The organism is Granulicella arctica, assembly GCF_025685605.1.
Taxonomy (GTDB): Bacteria; Acidobacteriota; Terriglobia; order Terriglobales; family Acidobacteriaceae; genus Edaphobacter; species Edaphobacter arcticus.
The window spans coordinates 1,614,713-1,634,108 of sequence record NZ_JAGTUT010000001.1; the positions used below are offsets into that span (position 1 = coordinate 1,614,713).

The following is a 19,396-nucleotide window of genomic DNA, read 5'->3' on the forward strand; positions in this document are numbered from 1 at the left end:
AGCTCCTGCACTAAGACGAAGGGCGCCCAAGCCGGGCGCCCTTCGCCTTTAATCCATGGCTAACTTTTTGCCTGTTAGCCAAGGTGGCGAACACCACTGATGGCCGTCGAAATGGCCACGCTAGCCGCCTTCAGTCCCGCCATCACCTGCTGTTTGCTGATCTCCGCAACCTTGCGGTGAATGTACGGAATGGTCAGCGCGGCGATCGCCAACCCCGCACCATCCACAACCGGAAAGCTGATATCCGTGATGCCATCCACTTCGTGGCTCGGCCGGTCTTCGTAGCCCAGCCGCCGAATCTCAGCAAGGTGCGCAGCAAAGTTCTTCGGCATCGGCCGCCCGATATCTTCTTTCCATTCGGCGAGCGCGCGTTGACGAGTCGCCTCAGCGCAGCACGCAAGAATGACGTAGCCGCTCGCTCCGTGGGTGAGCGGACTCCGCGATCCCGGCTTCACATGAAAGCCCGTTCCGCTTGGCGCATTGACCTGCCCCAGAATGACAAAGTGGCTGCGTTCCAGCACCGCAAGATGGCAGGACTGCAGTGTCTTCTCCGCCAGTCGATGCATCACCGGCAGCGCCTCCGAGAGCAGCCGCTCCGTCGGCGGGTGCTCCGTTGCCAGTTGAAAGAGCTTCATGGTCAGCGTGTAGCGGTCGTCCGGCTGCCGAACGATGTAGCTGCGTTTTTCGAGACTATGCAGCGTGCGGAAGATCTCCGACACGCTGCGTCCCAGTTCGCGGGCAATCTCACTCTTCGTCAATCCCCGCTCACGCCGCGCAAGCAGCTCGAGCACGTCGAGGCCCTTCTCCATCGCCGGCGCTGCATAGTTCGAACTTTTCTCAACCATAAGATCCTTAGCGAAGATTACAGAAGCCGCCGTCCAGTGGATAGTCGACTCCGGTAACAAATGCAGCCGCGTCCGAGCAGAGATACAGGGCCAGCATGGCAACCTCCTCCGGCTGCCCCATTCGGCCGATCGGCTGTGCCGCCGAAAGTCGTGCCATGGCCTCCGCCTCGTGTCCTGGATAGGTTCGAGCCACAAACCCATCAACGAACGGGGTGTGGACCCGCGCGGGCGAGATGCAGTTACAGCGAATCTTGCCGAGATAGTCGCGCGCCACCGAAAGCGTCATTGACAGCACCGCGCCCTTCGTCATCGAATACGCAAACCGGTCAGTCAGCCCGGCTGTCGCTGCAATCGACGCCATGTTGAGAATCGTTCCCGAACTCTTCTCGAGGAAAGGCAGCGCCGCCTGCATCGCGAGGTAGGTTCCTCGGACGTTCACCTGGTACACGCGATCAAAGTCTGCATCGGTCGTGCTCGCCAGGGTTCCGACATGCGCGACGCCCGCGCTGTTTACCAGGATGTCGATCGGGCCGCCCTTCGCAATCGCCGCAAATGCCGCTTCGACGCTTATGCGATCCGCCACATTGCAGTCCCATCCAGAGGCTTCCGCTCCGAGCAGTGCCGCGGACTTCCGGGCGTTGTCACCGTTCAGGTCGACGATACAAACCTGCGCACCGTTCTCCGCGAACTCCTTAGCAATCGCCCCGCCAATCCCGCTGGCCCCGCCCGTGATCACTGCCCGCTTCCCATCTAATCGAAACTTGCTCATCGATCCTCCTGCCTATCGTTCCAAAGTGTGTTTTCATTAACGGACTACTATGTTCGCTTATAAACATATGCGCTTACACATCACATTGGAGAGTTTAAGATGAACGATTGCGTGATCACCGGAATTCGAGTCGTCGATCTCCGCTTTCCGACCTCCCTGCACAACATCGGCTCTGACGCGGTCAATAAAGATCCCGACTACTCCGCCGCTTATTGCATCCTCGAGACCGATTCAGCCTTCGAAGGCCACGGTTTGACCTTTACACTTGGCCGAGGCACTGAACTCTGCGTCACAGCGCTCGAATATCTGGGCCGCTTCGTCAAAGGCCGCAAGCTGTCCACCATCACCGAGGACTTCGCCGCCTTCTCCCGATCCCTCACCGACGACTCGCAGTTCCGCTGGCTCGGCCCCGAGAAGGGCGTCATCCACCTCGCCACCGGCGCACTCATCAACGCCGTCTGGGACCTTTACGCCAAGCTCGAAGGCAAGCCGCTCTGGAAGCTGCTCGCCGACATGGAACCCGAACAGCTTGTCTCCGCCATCGAGTTCCGCTACATCGACGATGTGCTAAGCCGCTCCGACGCGCTCAACATCCTGCGCGCTCGCAAGTCCGGACAGGCCGAACGGCTGGCGCAACTTCAATCTGAAGGTTACCCCGCGTACACCACCTCGGTTGGCTGGTTTGGCTTTAGCGACGACAAGATTCGCCGCCTCTGCAAGGAAGCGCTCGCCGAAGGCTGGACGCACTTCAAGCTCAAAGTTGGCGGCATTGCTGCCGACGATCTCCGGCGCGGCCACATCGTCCGCGAAGAGATTGGCTGGACCAACAAGCTCATGGTCGACGCCAACCAGCGCTGGGGCGTCGAGGAAGCCATCAGCCGAACCAACGCTCTCGCCGAACTCGACCCCTGGTGGATGGAAGAGCCGACGAACCCCGACGACATCCTCGGTCACGCCCGCATCCGCCGCGAAGTCTCACCCATCCGCATCGCGACCGGCGAACACTGTCAGAACCGCATCATGTTCAAGCAACTTATGCAGGCCGGAGCGATCGACGTCTGCCAGATTGATAGCTGCCGCGTCGCTGGCGTCAACGAGAACCTCGCCATCATGCTGATGGCCGCGAAGTTCGGCATTCCTGTCTGCCCCCATGCAGGCGGCGTCGGGCTTTGCGAATACGTGCAACACCTCGCTATCTTCGACTTCCTCTCCGTCTCCGGCTTGCTGGAGAACCGCGTCGTCGAATATGTCGAGCATCTGCACGAACACTTCCTCAACCCCGTTCAGGTCAGAAACGGCCGCTATCTCGTTCCCGAAGCTCCCGGCTACAGCATCGAGATCTTCCCGGAGACTCTCCGTAACTTTGCCTTTCCGGGTGGGGCTATCTGGGCAAAATAGAGCCCTTCTACTCCATCGTTGCGGAATCCAGATGAAGTCGATAGTGTTGCGGATGATTGCATTCAGCATCCTAACGACTTCCCGTCGAATATTGGAGAAACTCTTGCGCCTGATTCGCCTCGCCTCACTGCGTTTTGTCCCTCTACTGCTAGTCCTCGTAGCGGCGCAGACTGCTCTCTCGCAGTCCATTCGCTTTCTCGAGGATAAGAAGCTCTTCGTCCTGCAAGGCGGCCCCGTCTCATACGTCTTCGGGATTAACGAACGCAACGAGCTTCAACACGTGTACTGGGGGGGTAAGGTCGTGCGTGACGCCGACTTCCAGCCCGTAAAGTCAACAAGGGAATGGTCAGGATTGGACCTGAGTCAGGCGTATACACCGCAGGAATACGCCGGTTGGGGCGCGGGCCTTTACACCGAGCCAGCCCTGAAAGTGACCTGGCCCGACGGGAACCGCGACCTCGTTCTCCATTACGAAAGCCACAAGATCGCCGGCGACACCTTGAGCGTTCTGCTCAAGGACATCTCCCGGCCGATCTACGTCGAACTCCGCTACACCGTCTATCCAGAGACCGGCCTGATCGAGCGGCAGTCGCGCATTGAGAATCGCGGCAAGACCCCGTTCTCCATTGAGAGTGCCCAGTCCGCAAATTGGACCCTGCCCGACGCAACCGGCTACCGTCTCCGCTCCCTTGGCGGTCGTTGGGCCGGCGAAGATCAACTCGTCGAGACTCCGGTAAAGATGGGGATGCAGGTACTCGAAAGCCGCCGCGGCGGCACCAGCCAGCAGTCGAATCCGTGGTTCGCCCTCGATCAAGACGGCAACACCGATCAGGAGCACGGCGACGTCTTCTTCGGCGCCCTCGGCTGGAGCGGTAACTGGCGCATCAGCGTCGAAGAGACCTCCATGCATCAGGTTCGCGTCACCGGCGGCTACAACACCTTCGACTTCGCCTATACGCTTGCCCCCGGCGCCTCTCTTGAAACACCAGCCTTCTACGGCGGCTACACCTCAGGCGGTATCGGCGACGCCTCGCGGATCATGCATCGCTTCGAGCGTACCAAGATCCTGCCCGATGGCTCCGGCCTGAAGACCCGCCCGGTCCTCTACAACTCATGGGAGGCTACCGAGTTCAAGGTGGACGAAGCCGGTCAGACCGCGCTCGCAGAGAAGGCCGCCGCCATGGGCATCGAACGTTTCGTCATGGATGACGGCTGGTTCGGTAAGCGCAACGACGACCATGCAGGCCTTGGTGATTGGAACGTCAACCCGGCAAAGTTTCCCAACGGTCTTGGCTCACTTATCAAGAAGGTGAACTCGCTCGGCATGAGCTTCGGCCTTTGGGTCGAGCCCGAGATGGTCAATCCTGATAGCGATCTCTACCGCAAGCATCCTGATTGGGCGATGCACTTCGATGGCCGCCCGCGTACCGAAGGCCGCCACCAACTCATGCTCAACCTGGCTCGCGAAGATGTGAAGGAGTACACCTTCCACTGGCTGGATCAACTGGTCACCAATAACAAGATCTCCTTCCTCAAGTGGGATTACAACCGCAACTTCACCGAGCCCGGCTGGCCCGAGGTACCTGTCGATCAGCAGAAAAAGATCTGGGTGCAGTTCACGGCGAACTACTACGAGATCCTCGACCGCCTGCGCAAGAAGCACCCCGGCCTCGAAATCGAAAGCTGCGCTAGCGGTGGTGGCCGCGTCGATCTCGGCGTGCTGAAACGGACTGACGAAGTCTGGCCCTCCGATAACACCGAGGCCTTCGACCGCCTCGATATCCAGCGCGGCTTTACCTACGCTTACACCCCTCACATCATGATGGCGTGGGTCACGGATGTCCCCAACTTCAACGGCCGCAGCGTCTCGCTCCAGTACCGCTTTCTTGTGGCAATGCAGGGCGCGCTCGCTGTCGGCTCAAACCTCAACAAGTCCAGCGATGAGGATCTTGCCGAGTCGAAGCGCTTCGTTGCGGCATACAAGGAGATCCGTGAGACAGTCCAGAACGGCGCACTCTACCGCCTCACGCCGGCTGCTGACACCAACTTTATCGCCAACGAGTACGCAGCCGAAGACGGTAAGCAGGTTGCGGCGTTTGCGTTCCTGCACTCGCAACAGCGTGGTTATGGTGTCTCGCCGCTGCATCTCAGCGGGCTAGATGAACAGGCCGTCTACAAGATTCGCGTGATCAAAACACCTCGCAGATCGCCCGATGGGACTGTCGGAGCACTCACCGATATGGGCACACTGAGCGGTGCCTATCTTACCCATCACGGCCTCGACCTGACACTGCAAGGCGACTACGACAGCGTCTTATACGTATTGGAAAAGGTTGCAAATTGACGAGGCAAAATGAAAAGGCCCACGCAATCGAGCGTGGACCTTTTACTGCTTGAACTTATTTCGTCAGCGGCAGTGGTGTATCAAGGCGAGGCAGCATCTCGGGGCGAGTCGCCGTGTTGTAGACGAACCATGCTTCGATCGCGGCGCCCTGCATCACATCACCCACCTGGACCCGATCGTAGAGATCCATGTTCGAGTGGTGGGTGCGGCTGCCGTACTCCAGCGGATCCTGCATGAAGCCGAAGCCATCGAGGCCAAGCCACGAGAAGCTGGTCGAGTCGGTTCCGCCCGGCTCCCGTGTCGGCGCACTCGTCGCACCGGCGACCGACTGAAACTCAAGGTCACGAATCGGCGCAGCCCACTGCTTGAAGATTGACGCGATCTCATCGTTGCCATCTGCAGAGATGCCACGAAAGCGTCCGCTGCCGCCATCATCGTTGTAGTAGGCATCCAGCTTGCTGTACTCCGGCGTGATCTTCATCGAATCGCGTGGCGCAAAGTGCTGCTGCACGTAGAACTTGGAACCCAGCAGGCCCTCTTCTTCGCCGCCCCACAGAGCAATGCGCACCGTACGCTCCATTGGCTTATGCAGGCTCGTCAAGATCCGCACCGCCTCGATAGCGACTGAGGAGCCAGTGCCATTATCCGTCGCACCCGTGCCGCCCTGCCACGAGTCGAGATGGCCGCCAAGCATGACGATCTCGTCCTTCCTGGTCGTACCCGGAATCTCACCCACAACGTTGAAGCCCATCTGGTCGTTCTTATACGTCTCCGCCTCGATATCGAAGGTGACCTGCGGACTCATGCCGTGTTCAATGAGTCGAGCGATCCGGTTATAGTGCTCCGGCGTAATGGCAACCATCGGCGGCGGTGTTGGATCGTCAGGATTCTGCGATCCACCGAAGCTAGCAAATACCGTGCCTCCATCGCCGTTGGTCCCATAGTTGACCGCGACGAGCACGCCCTCGTCGGAGAGGAACTTGCTCGTGTCGTTCCGCAGACGGAGTGCTGCCGCACGGTCCAGTACCGGAGCCGCAGGGACGGGAGGAACATTGCGGCCGCCGCGACCGCCGCCGGCACCGCCAGGTCCAAGGCGCGATGGGTCTGCGACGATACTGCGCGAGTCAATCTCTTCATCAGTGAGGCGGCGACCCTCCACTTCGGTGTGCATCAGGATCACCTTGGGGTCGGCAATCAGAACGATCTTTCCCTTGAGCTTGCCCTTGTACTTCGCAAACTCCGCCTGCGAGTGAATTGGCGCGAGCACAGCCTCAGCGGTGACGGGCCCCTTGGTTCCAGGCGTCCAGGCCAGCGGGAAGCCGATTAGCGGCGCGTAATTCGGTGCGACAAGCGCTCCATAAAACTTCTTATACTGCCACGAATTGCCGAATGGTCCCCAGGGCTCAAGATGAACATTGACCATGCCGTACGACTTCAGCCTGGTCACGATCCATTCTGCGGCGGCTTTGTGGTTCGGCGAACTGGTGATGCGCGGACCGTAGACATCTGAGATGTAGAACAGATGATCCATCACCTTCGAGTGCTGAAATGCCTCCGTCTTGATCTGGTGAAGAACCTTCAGGTCGATCTTTTCAGGTGTGCCCTCCTGAGCCGCCACAGGCATGGCGGCAATCAGGAGGGCAACGACAGCAGAAGACTTCAAAGCGATCATTTCAATCATCATCCTTAATGCTGTACGGGTTAGAAGCTCAACTTCAGAGCAAACTGAATGTTGAAGGGTTCGCCATAACCAATGCCCGGTGCAGCAGCGCCGTTGCGTGTATTCGTGATCAGACCGAACGTGCCGCTTGCCGGGTTGACGGCGGGGTTAGCGAAGTTGTTGAAGTTCATGATGTTGAAGATCTCAACGCGAAACTCCGACATAATCTTCTCGGTAACCGGCGTGTGCTTGAAGAGCGAGAAATCGATCGTCCTGAAGTTCGGGCCGGTAAAGGCATCCCGACGCTCGTTGCCGTAGGTGCCTGTTGCTGGCGTCGTGAAGGAACCGTTGGCATTGGTCAACCAGCGATACTGACGGCCGCTGGCAGTACTGGTCGCAAGCGGCGCGCCACTTACGTAAGGATTGACGCCGGTGAAGTTAGGACGATCCTTCAACTCACCCGTTCCATCCACATTTGTGCTGTACTGCGGGCTGATCGGAACACCACTGGAATAGGTGTAGATGGCATTGAGTTGGAAGCCCTTGGTAAGCTTCGGCACAGCATGAAAGAGCTGTGGGACGCTGTAATAAACGAAGCCGTTCAAAAGGTGGCGATTATCAAAGGTGCTCGGGCCGTAGTCCTGATGAAGGTTGTAGCTGTTCATTGGCGTCGTGTTTGATGACGAATCATCCATCGACTTCGACCAGGTGTAGTTCAGGGTAGTCTGAATGCCCTTCCATGCAGCCTGCTTCACGGTGGCTTGCAGGGAGTGATAGTTCGAAGCTGCCTCAAAGTTCAACTGATTGATGCCAACGAGTGGCTTGCCGACAAACTTGGCATTCTCATTCGGGAAGCTGGTCTGCAAATAGGGTCTCGCGTTTGCTGTCGTCGTACCGCTCGCAACAGGCTGATTGAGGTCATACAAAACTTCGAGGTGCTGACCGAACGACCCCACATAACCTACTGTGAACAGGGTCGACTTCGTAAGTTGCTGCTCGACATTCAGACTGACGACGGTGGCCCGAGGCATTTTGAAGTTCTGGTTGACACCGAAGGCACCTACCTGCGGGGCGACCGAACTGGCGAACGGATTGACGTTCGGCTGCCACTGGACGTTGGAATTCTGCACGAAGATTGCCGCAGCATCGGGGCCGGCAGGATTGTTCTGCGCGTAGTTCGCACCGCCGTTGGTGGTGGTACCGGTAATCCAACTGCTCATAGCCGGGAAGTCATAGAAGATACCGTAAGAGCCGCGAATAACAGTGTTGTTATTCTCGTTGACCGAATAAGAGAAGCCGACGCGAGGAGCTATGCCGCCGTAGTACTCGGGGTAGTAACCCTTTTGAAAGCCGGGTGCCGCACCAGGAACAAACTGGTAGATGTCATTGGCCTCAGCGTTGATGACGCCAGGGATGGTGTAACGAACGCCGTAGTTCAGACTCAACCTTCTACTGGCCTGAAAGTCATCCTGCGCCCAGGCGTCGTAGGTGTTCATTGTCCAGACACGTTGCGCAGTGCCTTGCAGGAGCTTGGCACCGTTGGAGTTGGTAGGCGTTCCATTGAGGAAGTCCGAAAGGGTGCCAAGGTTAGCGCAATTTGAAGCACTGATCCCGATCGTGGAGCAGTAACCGAGAGCCTGTGCGTTTGGAGAGGAGCCAGGAGTGCAGGCTCCGGTAACAGCGCAAGCTGCAGCGCAATTCGCGCCCGTACCCGTTGTGGCGCAAGCTGTTTTTGCCGCTGCTGAGACCGGAATGGCATACCAGGCTCCGCGCGTTCCATCGAAGGAGAAGGTGCCGCGTGCGCTTGAGAAGTAAAGCTGGTTCACGTTCGAATGGCGATACTCGCCGCCGAACTTAAGCTGGTGGCGACCGACCGTCCAATGGAAGTTGTCCGTGACGTGACCAGTGACATCGGTGCGGCCTGAGGGCTGAGTTGCGCCAGTCTGGTCGAATCCGGTAACGAGGATCGATGGTGCGCCCGCCGCGATGATACCTGGAGCAATGCCAAGGTTCAATCCCGCGTTCGCCTGAGGATTGAAGTTCTGATTTGCATCATTGAACGTCTGGAGGAAGTAGTTCGTTGCAAAGGTAACAACGTTGAGGAGTTTGCTGTTGATCACCGAGGTCTGAATGACCGAGAAGTTGTGTATGTGCATCGGCGCGGTTTGGAAGTATTCCGCATAGTCAGAAGCAGTTGGAGCGGTCTGGGTCCCGGTCGTTCCGAGATAACGAACTGAAAGCTGTTCCTTGTCGTTGAAGTGGTGATCCAGCTTGATGATGCCGTTGTAGCTGTTGTAGTTGGAAGTTCCCTGGGCAAAGTAGTTGCTGATCGTGGCCGGTCCACCCTTCGAAACGGTTGGATAGAGCAGCCCATACAGGTTCAGACTCAGCGGATTTGCGGCAGTGATCCCATAGTTGTTGATGAACGACTTGCCTGCACTTACCCAGGCGTCGGAGATCACAGTATCCGTAAGCGCCGCGTTGACCTTGGCAATTTGGATTTCCCCTGCTGCGAAGAAGAAGGTGCGATCCTTCCAGATTGGGCCGCCCAACGTGAAGCCGCCCTGATGGTTACGAATAAAGGTCTTGCGGGCACCCACGGGAGCGAATGGCGAGATGGCTGCGAAGAACTCATTACGATCGAAGTAGAAGACGTCGCCATGAAGCTTATTCGTACCCGATCGCAGCACCATGTTCGAGTTAGCGCCAGCGTTGCGACCCTGATCGGCCTCGCCACCGGACTGCATGGAGAATTGATCGATCGCCTCAATTGGGATCAAACCACCCGCAACGCTCTGAATACCGCCCTGGTTTGAAGCGACGATGCCAAGCCATGGATCAACGTTGTCGGCACCATCCACCTGGAAGTTGATGCTGGCCGTCCGCGAACCATTGACCGAGTTCGTAATACTGCTAGCGCCCGGCGCGAAGTGGGTCATCTGCGTGAAGTTGCGGCCGTTCATCGGCATCTCCTGCACCGACTTGGAGTCAAGGACAGCAACGAGCGCAGCGGACTGCGTGTCGGTCTGGACTCCGTTCGCGGTCACGTCCACAACGGTGCTCTCCGAACCCACCGAGAGCTCAACCTTTACGTTGGTCACCTTGGTCACGGCGACGTCAATCGTATCGACCTTCTTGGTCGAGAAGCCGGCGAAGTTCACCGTGAGAGTGTAGGTACCGACTGGCAGTTCCGGAAAGTTGAAGTCACCTTGCTTGTTGGACTTGTCGTTCAAAACTATGCCAGTGGAGGGATTGGTGAGCTGCACAGCAGCGTCAGAGATCACAGCGCCCTGGGTGTCCGTTACCGTACCCGAAAGTGTTCCACGGAATGTTTGCGCGAACGCAGTGAACGAAATCGAAAAAACTAAGAGAGCCAGGATCGGCTTCAGGGACAAACGCAGCATGAAAACTCCTCGGAGAAAGTGATACTTTGGGCGCAGAACGGCGTTAGCGTGGCGCGCTCTGTGGCCTCGCCGGATGGCAGTTGAATCCTGGGATAGAGAAATCCCTAGTCCTTTTTCAAAGGAAGGGGGCCCTGAAGGTTGGTTGCGTTTCCGTTAATCTATGTCGAGATGAAAGCCACGTCAATGAAATACTTGCATCAGGCCTGAGGGTCTACAATCCCAAGACTGTAGGACACACTCCTTAGGAAAAAGCGGGCCTATGCACGCTTTTTCTGTCCAGACCTGACCTCAAAATCTGGCATTTGGATGGAAGACAGCGAGGGATTTCCAAAAGTACCCCTTCGGAAGGCATCATAAGAGAGATGACCAAGCAAAGGTCGAGTTCGATCGGCATCAGCCGGCGAGGCGCTGCGAAGATGATGGCGGGTGCCGTGCTGACCACGCTGTCCGCGTCGCGCAATGCCTGGGGACAGGCCGCAGCCTTGCAGGATCAACGCAACGACTTCCCTTTGAGCGCCGAAGAAGACTATTTCCTCAGCGAGATGGAGCGCAGCGCCTGCCTCTACTTCTACGAGCAGGCCGATCCGGCGAGCGGACAGGTCCTCGATCGCGCCTTCAACAAGAACCCCAATGGCGCGCTCGACCCGCGCAGAATCACCAGCATCGCGGCCACCGGCTTCGGGCTGACAGGTCTCTGTATCGCGGATAAACGCAGCTACCTGCCGTTTGTGGACATTCGCGCCCGCGTGCTCACCACGCTCGACTTCCACCTCAACAAGATGGAGCATCAGCATGGCTTCTTCGCCCACTACAACGACGCACGCAGTGGCAAAGCCTTCGAGTTCAGCGAAGTCTCTTCGATCGACACCTGCATCTTCCTCTGTGGCGTCCTCACCTGTAGCGCCTACTTCAACGATCCAAAGATCACCGATCTCGCCACGCAGCTCTACCATCGAGTCGAATGGTCCTGGATGCTCAACGGAGGCAGCACCTTCAGCATGGGGTGGCGACCCAAAAGCGGCTTCATCACCACACGATGGGATCACTACTGCGAGTTGATGATGCTCTATCTCCTCGCCATCGGCTCACCGACGTACGGTATCGATCCCAGCTTCTGGAAGAACTTCAGCCGCCCGCGAACCGACTACGGACCCTATGTCTTCATCAGCGACGAGGATCCGCTCTTCGTCCATCAGTATTCGCACGCCTGGTTCGACTTCCAGGGCAAACGCGACGCCTACGCTGACTACTTCCGCAACTCAGTCCTCGCCACTGAGGCCCACAAATTGTTCTGCCTGAGTCTGGATCGCGGCTACACCGAGGACTACTGGGGCATCACCGCATCGGATTGGGAGCACGGCTACACAGCATGGGGAGGCCCGCCGCTATTGGGTCCGGTCAACGGTTCGGTGGTTCCCTGCGCAGCAGCAGGCTCGCTCCCGTTTCTTCCCGAGGCCTGTATCCGTGTCCTGCGTTCACTCAAGCATGAGTTTGGCACCGACGCCTGGGGCCGCTACGGCTTCTGCGACTGCTTCCATCCTCAACTGAACTGGTATGACCCGGATGTTCTCGGCATCGACGTAGGTATCGGCCTCCTGATGGCCGAAAATCTTCGCTCCGGATTCGTCTGGAACACCTTCATGAAAAACCCTGAAGTGAGTACAGCCATGCAGCGGGTCGGCTTCCATTCGATTTAGTAGATCGCTTTAACGAGAAGAGCCTCTACTCCGACGAGTAGAGGCATCCTTGTTGTCAATCGATGCTGTTTAGAAGATGATCTTGCCCCCGAACTGCGCATTGAACGGTTCGCCAGATCCAATTCCGGGAGCGCCGTTGGCATCGCCAATCGTGTCGTTGAGCGTTGCACTTCCATTCTTACTATCAAATTGGCCGTTAGCTAGAGCGGCAAAGCTGATGCTCGGCGCAGCGAAGTTGTTACGGTTGAAGAGGTTGAAGAGCTCAGCTCTTAGTTGGATCGTCAATCTTTCGTTGATCTTCGTGTTCTTGAAAACCGAGAAGTCGACATCCGAAAACCCGGGTCCAAAGTACTGATTGCGACGTAGGTTGCCGAAGGTTCCAGCGGCCGGAAGAACGAAGTTGCTAAGGTCAATCCAAGTGGCGTTGGCGCTTTGGCCGTTGATACCGGTTTTTGCCTTCGAGATTTGGCTGACTCGGTCTAAGCCTTCATTCGTGCCGCTGTTATCGGTGCCGGCAAATATCTGGAAGGGCTGCCCACCGTGGAAGTTGAGAAGCCCATTCACCTGCCAGCCGCGCGAGAGTAGCGCTAGATGCTGTGACCCCGGAACCTCATAGCTTAGAAACGTCGTGAAGTTGTTGCGGGTGTCATAGTCCGAGTTACCGTAGTCTCCCTTGAAGTTGGTGCTGTCCTGCGGCAGTGTGCCGCGATACTGGGAGACTTCATCGAGGTTGTGTGACCAAGTATAGACAGCCTGCGCAGTGACGCCGTGGTAATTGTTGATTCGGAGTTGCGCCTGAAGTGAATTGTAGTTTGCGGTCCCAATGCTCGAGATCTGGTTGATATTGCCATACTGAGCGTACTGACCATAGTACGGTCGCGTCCGCTGCCGATAGAAGTCAGCAGACTCAGCGGGTGCAGTCGCGGTTGCCGCAGTGGCAGAATAGATGCCCGGCTTCGCCTGGTTGATGTCGAGCAAGCTCAATAGGTGGCGCGCAGAGGATCCAACATAACCAATCTGCGCGATGACCTTGCCGTTGAGTGTATGTTCCAGGTTGAAGGTGTAATTTTCGTTATAAGAGGGGCGAAAGTTAGATACGACCGAGAACACGCCGCAGGTTGAACTCGCCGAGCAGGGATAGCCAACCGACGATGGAAAGATGGGAACACCCTGTTGAATGGTGGTGTTATTACCGCCATTTGCGGCAGCCACGGAATAGACAGGTGTCGGTCCGCCAGGATTGCCCTCAACCCCGTTAGGCGCCTGGTTGCCGGGACGGTTATCAAGGAAAGGATTAAGATTGGGAGTATCAGCGAACCAGCCATAGCTGCCACGCAAGACGGTGTTTGAGTCAGGCGAGTAGCTGAAACCAAGACGCGGGCTGATGTTCTTGTAGTACTGGGGATAGAGCGAGCTGGTCTGGACTCCCTGGAAGGCCAGACCGTTGCTGGCCGTCAGCGCGGGGCGAAAGACGGACATGTTCTGGTATTCGTTGTGGAGTGGGCCTTCATAGTCATACCGGACACCGTAATTGACGTTCAACTTTGGGCTAACCTGCCACGAGTCGCCTGCGTTCAGGAACCACGTGTTGACGAACACCTGTCGTTCAGGGTCACCGATGGTAATGCTGGCAGCAGAGGTCTGGCCGGCAAGGAAATCAGCGAGTGCGTTGACGCGTCCGGTTGCGCCAGCAACAACCTGGCTGCCGTTGAAGGTAAAAGAGCCGGTTGCATGACGATGGTAGAACTCGTCGAGTTGAGCCTGCCGGTACTCGCCGCCGAAGCGCATCTGGTGCTTGCCTTTCACCCACGAGAGCTGGTCGGTGAGGTGGCCCGTAATATCGTTGCGGCCCTCAGGTGGCGTTTGGCCCACCGGATCAAAGCCGGTAATAGTAATGTTCGGAGCGTTGGGGAACGTTGCACCGGTTATAAAACCCAGGCTCTGAACATTCTGATTGGTCTGGTTGTCGTCGAAGACCTGGTTGAAGTAGTTGACGCCTGCCAATATCTGGTTGGTGATCGTGGAGGAAACAACGTGGTTCTCCACGATCGCGATATTGTGCACATGGATAGGTGCGACTTCGTAGTAGGCCAGCAGTTGCGAGCCCGCAGGCGCTACTTGGTTGCCTTGACCAACAAACCAATGAGCGGAGAGCGTGTCCTTGGCAGAGAGCGTGTAGTCGACCTTGGCTAGACCATTCCAGCTGTAGCCGAATTCGGGATCGCTGGAATGAAAATTGTTGACCGTGCCGACCGTATCCTGCGCGAGCACGTTGGTTCCCCAAAGAGTGTTCAACACATTCTGCATAACAGGATTTACCGCAATACCTTTGGTGGCAAGCAGCGCCTTCGCCTGGTTTTGCCAACCAACCGAGGGCTCAGTTGCCGTACCGGACTCGCCGATGACGAAGCGCTGATGCTCGAAGGTAAGAAAGCCGAAGAGCTTGTCCTTGATGAATGGACCGCCAACTGAGAATCCAGTGTTGTAGTTGCGAACCTTCTGCTTGGTGTCTGAGAAGGGGCTCTTCGCGCCGAAGAGCTCGTTGCGATTGAAGTAGTAAACCGTTCCGTGAAGTTGGTTGGTACCTGCGCGCAGAGTCAGGTTGACCGTGCCGCCCGGGTTACGACCACCCTCAGGACCGGCCTGTGTCTGTGCTGAGAACTGATCCACCGCGTCGATCGGAAGAATAATGCCGGCAATGCCGGAGACGCCGCCCTGGTTGACGGCGGGAATGTTATGCCATAAGTCATTATTGTCCACGCCATCGATCTGCCAGTTCACCTGGTTGGCGCGTGTGCCATTGAGCGAACCGAAACCGCCACCGCTGTAGCCGCCATAGCCAGGCGAAAGAGCGATCATCTGCGTAAAGTCACGGCCGTTAAGTGGAATGTCCTCAACCGTCTTCGCATCAAGTACAGTGTTTTGCACGGTGCTTGTGGTATCCAGTGCAATCGCAGCTGCATCCACTTCAATGGTTGTTGAAGAAGTAGAAATTTCAAGCTTCACTGGCAGCGTGTAAATAACGCCGGCCGATACCGCGATCTTGTCCGTCTTCACTGTTGAGAACCCAGGGAATGAAACAGTCACGCTATAACTGCCAAGTGGGAGATCCTGAAACAGAAACTCTCCGCCGCTCGAACTGGTGCTGCTGTGCGCAACGCCCGTCTCTGTTTGTGTGGCGGTTACGCTCGCATTGGCAATTGCCGCACCGGTACGATCATTCACGGTTCCGTTGATACCACCACGGAACGTCTGTGAAAATGCGGGAAGCGTGACAGCAGATCCGAAGACAAACGCAAAGATACTAGCAAGGAAAAGCTTTCCGATGAAGCAACGTGACATAAAGAAGGTCTCCAAAGAAAAAACAGAAGTGCCGTGGGAGCATCGGCAAAGGATGTCCTTGTTGGCAAAAGTCGTGTCCTGAACCGAAGGTCTCAGTGGTTTCAGGAAGTTATATTTTCACTTGCGTTTAACAAAAAGTAAGGGCGAACGCTTGGAATTGCAAGCGTTATTTTTGAAAAATAATTTCTGAGATTGTCGTCCGGACTGCGAAATGTCAATCTCGAAAAAGAGAAATCTCTGAGAACACAGCCCTAAGCATGAGAGGCTCCCAGGGCTGATTTTTATAATCTGCTTGGATAACTGACCCAACATGGAACTTACAACTAGTTCCCATCGTTACTACAAGTGAGTGGCCTCAGGAGTTCTCAATGCGCTATCACGTCTCACGCAACGGCCAGATGTATGGCCCCTATACCCTCGAAGATCTTCAGCACTACGTGCGTTCCGGCAATGTCCTCCTGACCGATCTCGCGAAGAACGAAGCGATGCTGGAGTGGATCCCCGTCGAGCAGATTTTAGGAAGTGTCGGTACCGGCAACTACAGTGCCGTACCGCCCATATATTCACCGAATACTGCGCCTCCCGCAACAAAGCAGCTTTACCCGGACCCACCTAACCTCTCCTGGGTCCTCGTCCTGCTCTTCAGCATCCTTACCTGCGGCCTCTTCATGGTCATCTGGGATATCGTGATCGCCGCATGGATCAAGCGCGTTCAGCCAAACAGCCAGGGACTTCTCTACTACATCGCAGGAGCTGTCCTGCTCTTCATTAACTCTGGCGCCTCGTTCGGCCTCTTCTACGCCTTCCATCACCACCACTCCTACGGCCACCATCCCTTCGCCGGCGTCCTTGGAGTCGCCGCCTGGATCATTCGGATCGTAGCTCTCTTCATGATGAAAGCGTCGCTCGAAGAGCACTTCAACGGACCAGACCCGATCGGCCTCCGCCTCAGCGGCGTCATGACCTTCCTGTTCGGCGGCCTCTATCTGCAGTACCACCTCAGCCGCATCAACGAGGTCAAGTACGCTCTACGCTTCCGGCGAGTCGCCATTTGAAATGGACCCGCCGCATTCTCGCAGGAGGCGCCCCGGTTAGCTTACTAATCGGAGCCTTCGTCCTCCTGCGCTTCCCTCCAGCGCAGTACACGTTCTATCCACGATGCCCTGTTCAGACGTATCTGCACCTGCAATGCCCGGGCTGCGGAGCGACACGCGCCCTTGCCGCCCTTCTTCACTGCCACTTTGCGGATGCGCTGCGCCTCAACACGCTCTTCGTCCTGCTTCTGCCGTTCCTGATCGCCTTCGCCGCACTCTGTTGCTATCGAGCATGGACGTCCGATCGCTTCCGCTTCCCCGAACTTCCACACTCGTTCACCTACGGCCTCCTAGCAATCACAGCCATCTTCACCGTCATCCGCAACCTGGCCGCATAAATCCTGACGCAGCAAAGCCCCGGCAGATGCCGAGGCTTTGTGTTCAAATGCTTGCGAACTACGCGGTTACGGCAACTGGCTCAGCAGCGGGAGCAGGCGTACCCTTGGCGTCAGCAGCACCCGGCTTGCGGATATCGATGCCGCCCTTGAAGAACGCTCCATCTTCGATCGAAATGCGCGCCGCAATGACATCACCCGTCAGCGAGCCTTCGCTGCGAATGTCGACACGATCGCTAGCCTGTACATTGCCGCGAACCTTACCCAGCACAACAACCTCACGGGCAATGATGTTCGCCGCGACCTGGCCGTTACGGCCAACCGTGACGCGATTGCCAGGCAGCGTAATCGCACCTTCAACCTTGCCGTCGATGTACAAGGACTCTGAACCGGAAAGTTCGCCTTTAATCACAAGCGACTTGCCGATCGTTGCCTGGTCGCCGCTCGGTGCTGCTGAAGCAGCGGTACCCGCCGTCGCCGGACGGGTCGGGGTTGCCTCAAAGCTCGGGGTCGCCGGGGTAGACGGACGAACCGGCTCCGGGGTAGAAGGGGTGGTTCCGGGCTGATTTGGTTTCCACATAGAAATGCTGCTTCCTTTCCTTATCTCTCGATAGATTGCTTCTTGAAATTTGCCGCATCCAGTCACTGCGCTGCGGGCTTCGTACCAAAACGATGACTCGTGTTTCACCACGATTCTACTCGCAATCACTATCAAGAGCGCGTTTGCATAAATCTTAGTCCACAGAGCGCGAACCCTAATCGACACCGGGAAAGAACTCCATTCCCACACGTTCTTTTTGCACCAGTATTCGTAATTTATGGGCCATTGATGCAAATCTTCGAGGCATGGATGCTACACCCTCATACCCGGCTTGCATTCCCGTTCGCCACACGCTAAGCTCCCGCGCATGCAGACCCTCCGCTCCGCTCCTGTGCTCCTGCTGCTCTTCGCTTGCGTTCTTCCTCCCGGACCCGCTATCGCAGCCGCGCCGAAAATCCACACCGTCACCCTCGGCGCCTTCCGTAAAGTCCCCTACACGCCGCCCGATGCTACCCCCGACGACAAATCCGACGAGTCCTCCACCCTCAGAATCCGCGCGCTATTTGTAGACGAGCACCAGAAAGAGTGGACACTGGGCGAACTCCACGACGTCACCGACCGCAGCTTCACCGTTCGGCGAGCCCTCCGCCTCAACGACGCCCTGCCCACCGAAGCCGTTGCCCGATGGATCTGGCAGCCCGGCCCATGGCTCCTCGTCGACCGCACCACTGGCCACATCACCGCCCTACATCTGCCCGACTATGACGCAACCGTCTCCGACGTCACCTGGTTCCGCGACTACGCCGCTTACTGCGGAGTCGCCCCTACCGCCAAGGGCAACCTTCTCGCTGTTGTCGCCCAACTCGGCGGCCGTCGCGCCGTCGTCCAGAAGACCATCGGCTCCTGGCCCCAGGCCAACCACTTCATCCCGGTCTGCCAGCCCGCGAAGTGGCAACGCCTCCCCGTTCGCGTCACCATGCAGCCCACCGGCGGCACCTCCGCGACGTACGACGTAGTCGGATCAGTCTCCCTCGTTGAGGAAGGCGACAACGACGAGTGATAGTGATATCGATGGAACCTTCCCTGCACAAATCCGTAAACTATCCATAGCCGCTACCAAAGCCGGCAAGCTATCCAGAAAGACGTTATGAGACTCATCATTGCCTTCTTCTTTCCCTGGCTGACCTTCTTCACCATCGGCCGCCCCTTCGCCGGCGTCATCTGCCTCATCCTCCAGGTCACGCTCATCGGCTGGCTTCCCGCCACCATCTGGGCCGTCTACGCGCTCAGCCAGTACAAGACCGACCAGAAGATCAACCGAGCCGTCCACCACCTTCGATAGCACGCACGACTATCATCGAAGCAATGCAGTCCTTCGACGAACTCCTCCACGAGGCCGAGATCGCCCACGGTCATCTCTGCGCCGGTCAGATTCTCGGTGTTCGCATGGCCATGCTCGGCTGCCAGCGCCTCGGCATCGATGAGCCTAAAGGCAAAGACCGCAAGCGCCTCGTCACCTTCATCGAAATTGACCGCTGCGCCACCGATGCGATCGCCGTCGTCACTGGCTGCCGCCTCGGCAAACGCGCCCTCAAATTCCGCGACTGGGGCAAGATGGCCGCCACCTTCCTCGATCTCCAGACCGATCGCGCCATCCGCATCGCCGCTCTCGAATCGTCCAAGCAGCGCGCCCGCGACCTCTACCCGCACATTGAGCAGAAGAACGAACAGCAGATGCTCGCCTACCGCGAACTCCCCGAAGCCGACCTCTTCAGTGAACAGTGGGTCCAGGTTCCGCTCCACGCCCGTGAGATGCCCGGCTACAAATCCGCCCGCATCACCTGCGCTTCTTGCGGTGAAGGCATCAACTACGAGCGCGAGACCCTCCGCGACGGCCAAACCCTCTGCCAGGGCTGCGCCTTCCCCCAGAGCCGCTACTACCAACCCAGCAAAACCTAAACACCACA

General features: G+C 57.5%; 14 protein-coding genes. 8 read left to right on the top strand and 6 right to left on the bottom strand.

Annotated elements, in window-relative coordinates; all coding sequences use genetic code 11:
- Positions 1-74 precede the first annotated feature (74 nt).
- Together OHL20_RS06540 and OHL20_RS06545 are read right to left on the bottom strand one after the other, a co-directional pair.
- Entirely contained in the window at positions 75-845 is a 771-nt protein-coding gene (locus OHL20_RS06540; protein ID WP_263382395.1) for an IclR family transcriptional regulator, read from the bottom strand.
- Between the two features lie 7 nt (positions 846-852).
- On the bottom strand, positions 853-1,614 hold the full coding sequence (locus tag OHL20_RS06545; protein WP_263382396.1) for an SDR family NAD(P)-dependent oxidoreductase: 762 nt from the start codon (positions 1,612-1,614) through the stop codon (positions 853-855).
- Positions 1,615-1,713: 99 nt separating this feature from the next.
- On the opposite strand from OHL20_RS06545, the gene OHL20_RS06550 reads away from it, so the two are divergent.
- On the top strand, positions 1,714-3,012 hold the full coding sequence (locus tag OHL20_RS06550; protein WP_263382397.1) for an L-fuconate dehydratase: 1,299 nt from the start codon (positions 1,714-1,716) through the stop codon (positions 3,010-3,012).
- Positions 3,013-3,115: 103 nt separating this feature from the next.
- Entirely contained in the window at positions 3,116-5,356 is a 2,241-nt protein-coding gene (locus OHL20_RS06555; protein WP_263382398.1) for an alpha-galactosidase, read from the top strand.
- A 55-nt stretch (positions 5,357-5,411) separates the two neighbouring features.
- Here the strand turns inward: OHL20_RS06555 and OHL20_RS06560 are convergent, their stop codons facing one another.
- Both OHL20_RS06560 and OHL20_RS06565 read right to left on the bottom strand, forming a co-directional pair.
- Positions 5,412-7,028: a M28 family peptidase gene (locus OHL20_RS06560; RefSeq protein ID WP_263382399.1), complete on the bottom strand. Its 1,617-nt coding sequence runs from the start codon at positions 7,026-7,028 to the stop codon at positions 5,412-5,414.
- A 29-nt stretch (positions 7,029-7,057) separates the two neighbouring features.
- Positions 7,058-10,420, bottom strand: a complete 3,363-nt coding sequence (locus tag OHL20_RS06565; protein WP_263382400.1) for a TonB-dependent receptor — start codon at positions 10,418-10,420, stop codon at positions 7,058-7,060.
- A gap of 362 nt (positions 10,421-10,782) precedes the next feature.
- On the opposite strand from OHL20_RS06565, the gene OHL20_RS06570 reads away from it, so the two are divergent.
- Positions 10,783-12,117: a glucoamylase family protein gene (locus OHL20_RS06570; protein ID WP_263382401.1), complete on the top strand. Its 1,335-nt coding sequence runs from the start codon at positions 10,783-10,785 to the stop codon at positions 12,115-12,117.
- 69 nt (positions 12,118-12,186) lie between these two features.
- Here the strand turns inward: OHL20_RS06570 and OHL20_RS06575 are convergent, their stop codons facing one another.
- Positions 12,187-15,459 carry a TonB-dependent receptor gene (locus OHL20_RS06575; RefSeq protein ID WP_263382402.1) on the bottom strand — a complete coding sequence of 1,091 codons (3,273 nt, stop codon included), beginning with the start codon at positions 15,457-15,459 and terminating at the stop codon, positions 12,187-12,189.
- A gap of 368 nt (positions 15,460-15,827) precedes the next feature.
- Between OHL20_RS06575 and OHL20_RS06580 the strand changes: the two genes are divergently transcribed.
- Together OHL20_RS06580 and OHL20_RS06585 are read left to right on the top strand one after the other, a co-directional pair.
- Positions 15,828-16,514, top strand: coding sequence for a DUF4339 domain-containing protein (locus tag OHL20_RS06580; RefSeq protein WP_263382403.1), 687 nt, complete (start codon positions 15,828-15,830; stop codon positions 16,512-16,514).
- A complete protein-coding gene (locus tag OHL20_RS06585; protein ID WP_263382404.1) occupies positions 16,511-16,891 on the top strand; it encodes a DUF2752 domain-containing protein in 381 nt (126 codons plus the stop codon). Before OHL20_RS06580 ends, OHL20_RS06585 begins: the two co-directional genes overlap by 4 nt.
- A 58-nt stretch (positions 16,892-16,949) precedes the next feature.
- On the opposite strand, the gene OHL20_RS06590 is transcribed toward OHL20_RS06585, so the two are convergent.
- The gene (locus OHL20_RS06590; RefSeq protein ID WP_263382405.1) at positions 16,950-17,468 is read right to left on the bottom strand and encodes a bactofilin family protein; all 519 of its coding nucleotides are present in this window, start codon (positions 17,466-17,468) and stop codon (positions 16,950-16,952) included.
- Between the two features lie 328 nt (positions 17,469-17,796).
- On the opposite strand from OHL20_RS06590, the gene OHL20_RS06595 reads away from it, so the two are divergent.
- The 3 genes from OHL20_RS06595 (at position 17,797) to OHL20_RS06605 (ending at position 19,388) form a co-directional block, all read left to right on the top strand.
- A complete protein-coding gene (locus OHL20_RS06595; RefSeq protein WP_263382406.1) occupies positions 17,797-18,489 on the top strand; it encodes a hypothetical protein in 693 nt (230 codons plus the stop codon).
- A gap of 87 nt (positions 18,490-18,576) precedes the next feature.
- Complete coding sequence (locus OHL20_RS06600; RefSeq protein ID WP_263382407.1) at positions 18,577-18,771, top strand: YqaE/Pmp3 family membrane protein; 195 nt, start codon at positions 18,577-18,579, stop codon at positions 18,769-18,771.
- Positions 18,772-18,794: 23 nt separating this feature from the next.
- A complete protein-coding gene (locus tag OHL20_RS06605; protein ID WP_263382408.1) occupies positions 18,795-19,388 on the top strand; it encodes a formylmethanofuran dehydrogenase subunit E family protein in 594 nt (197 codons plus the stop codon).
- Positions 19,389-19,396: the final 8 nt, after the last annotated feature.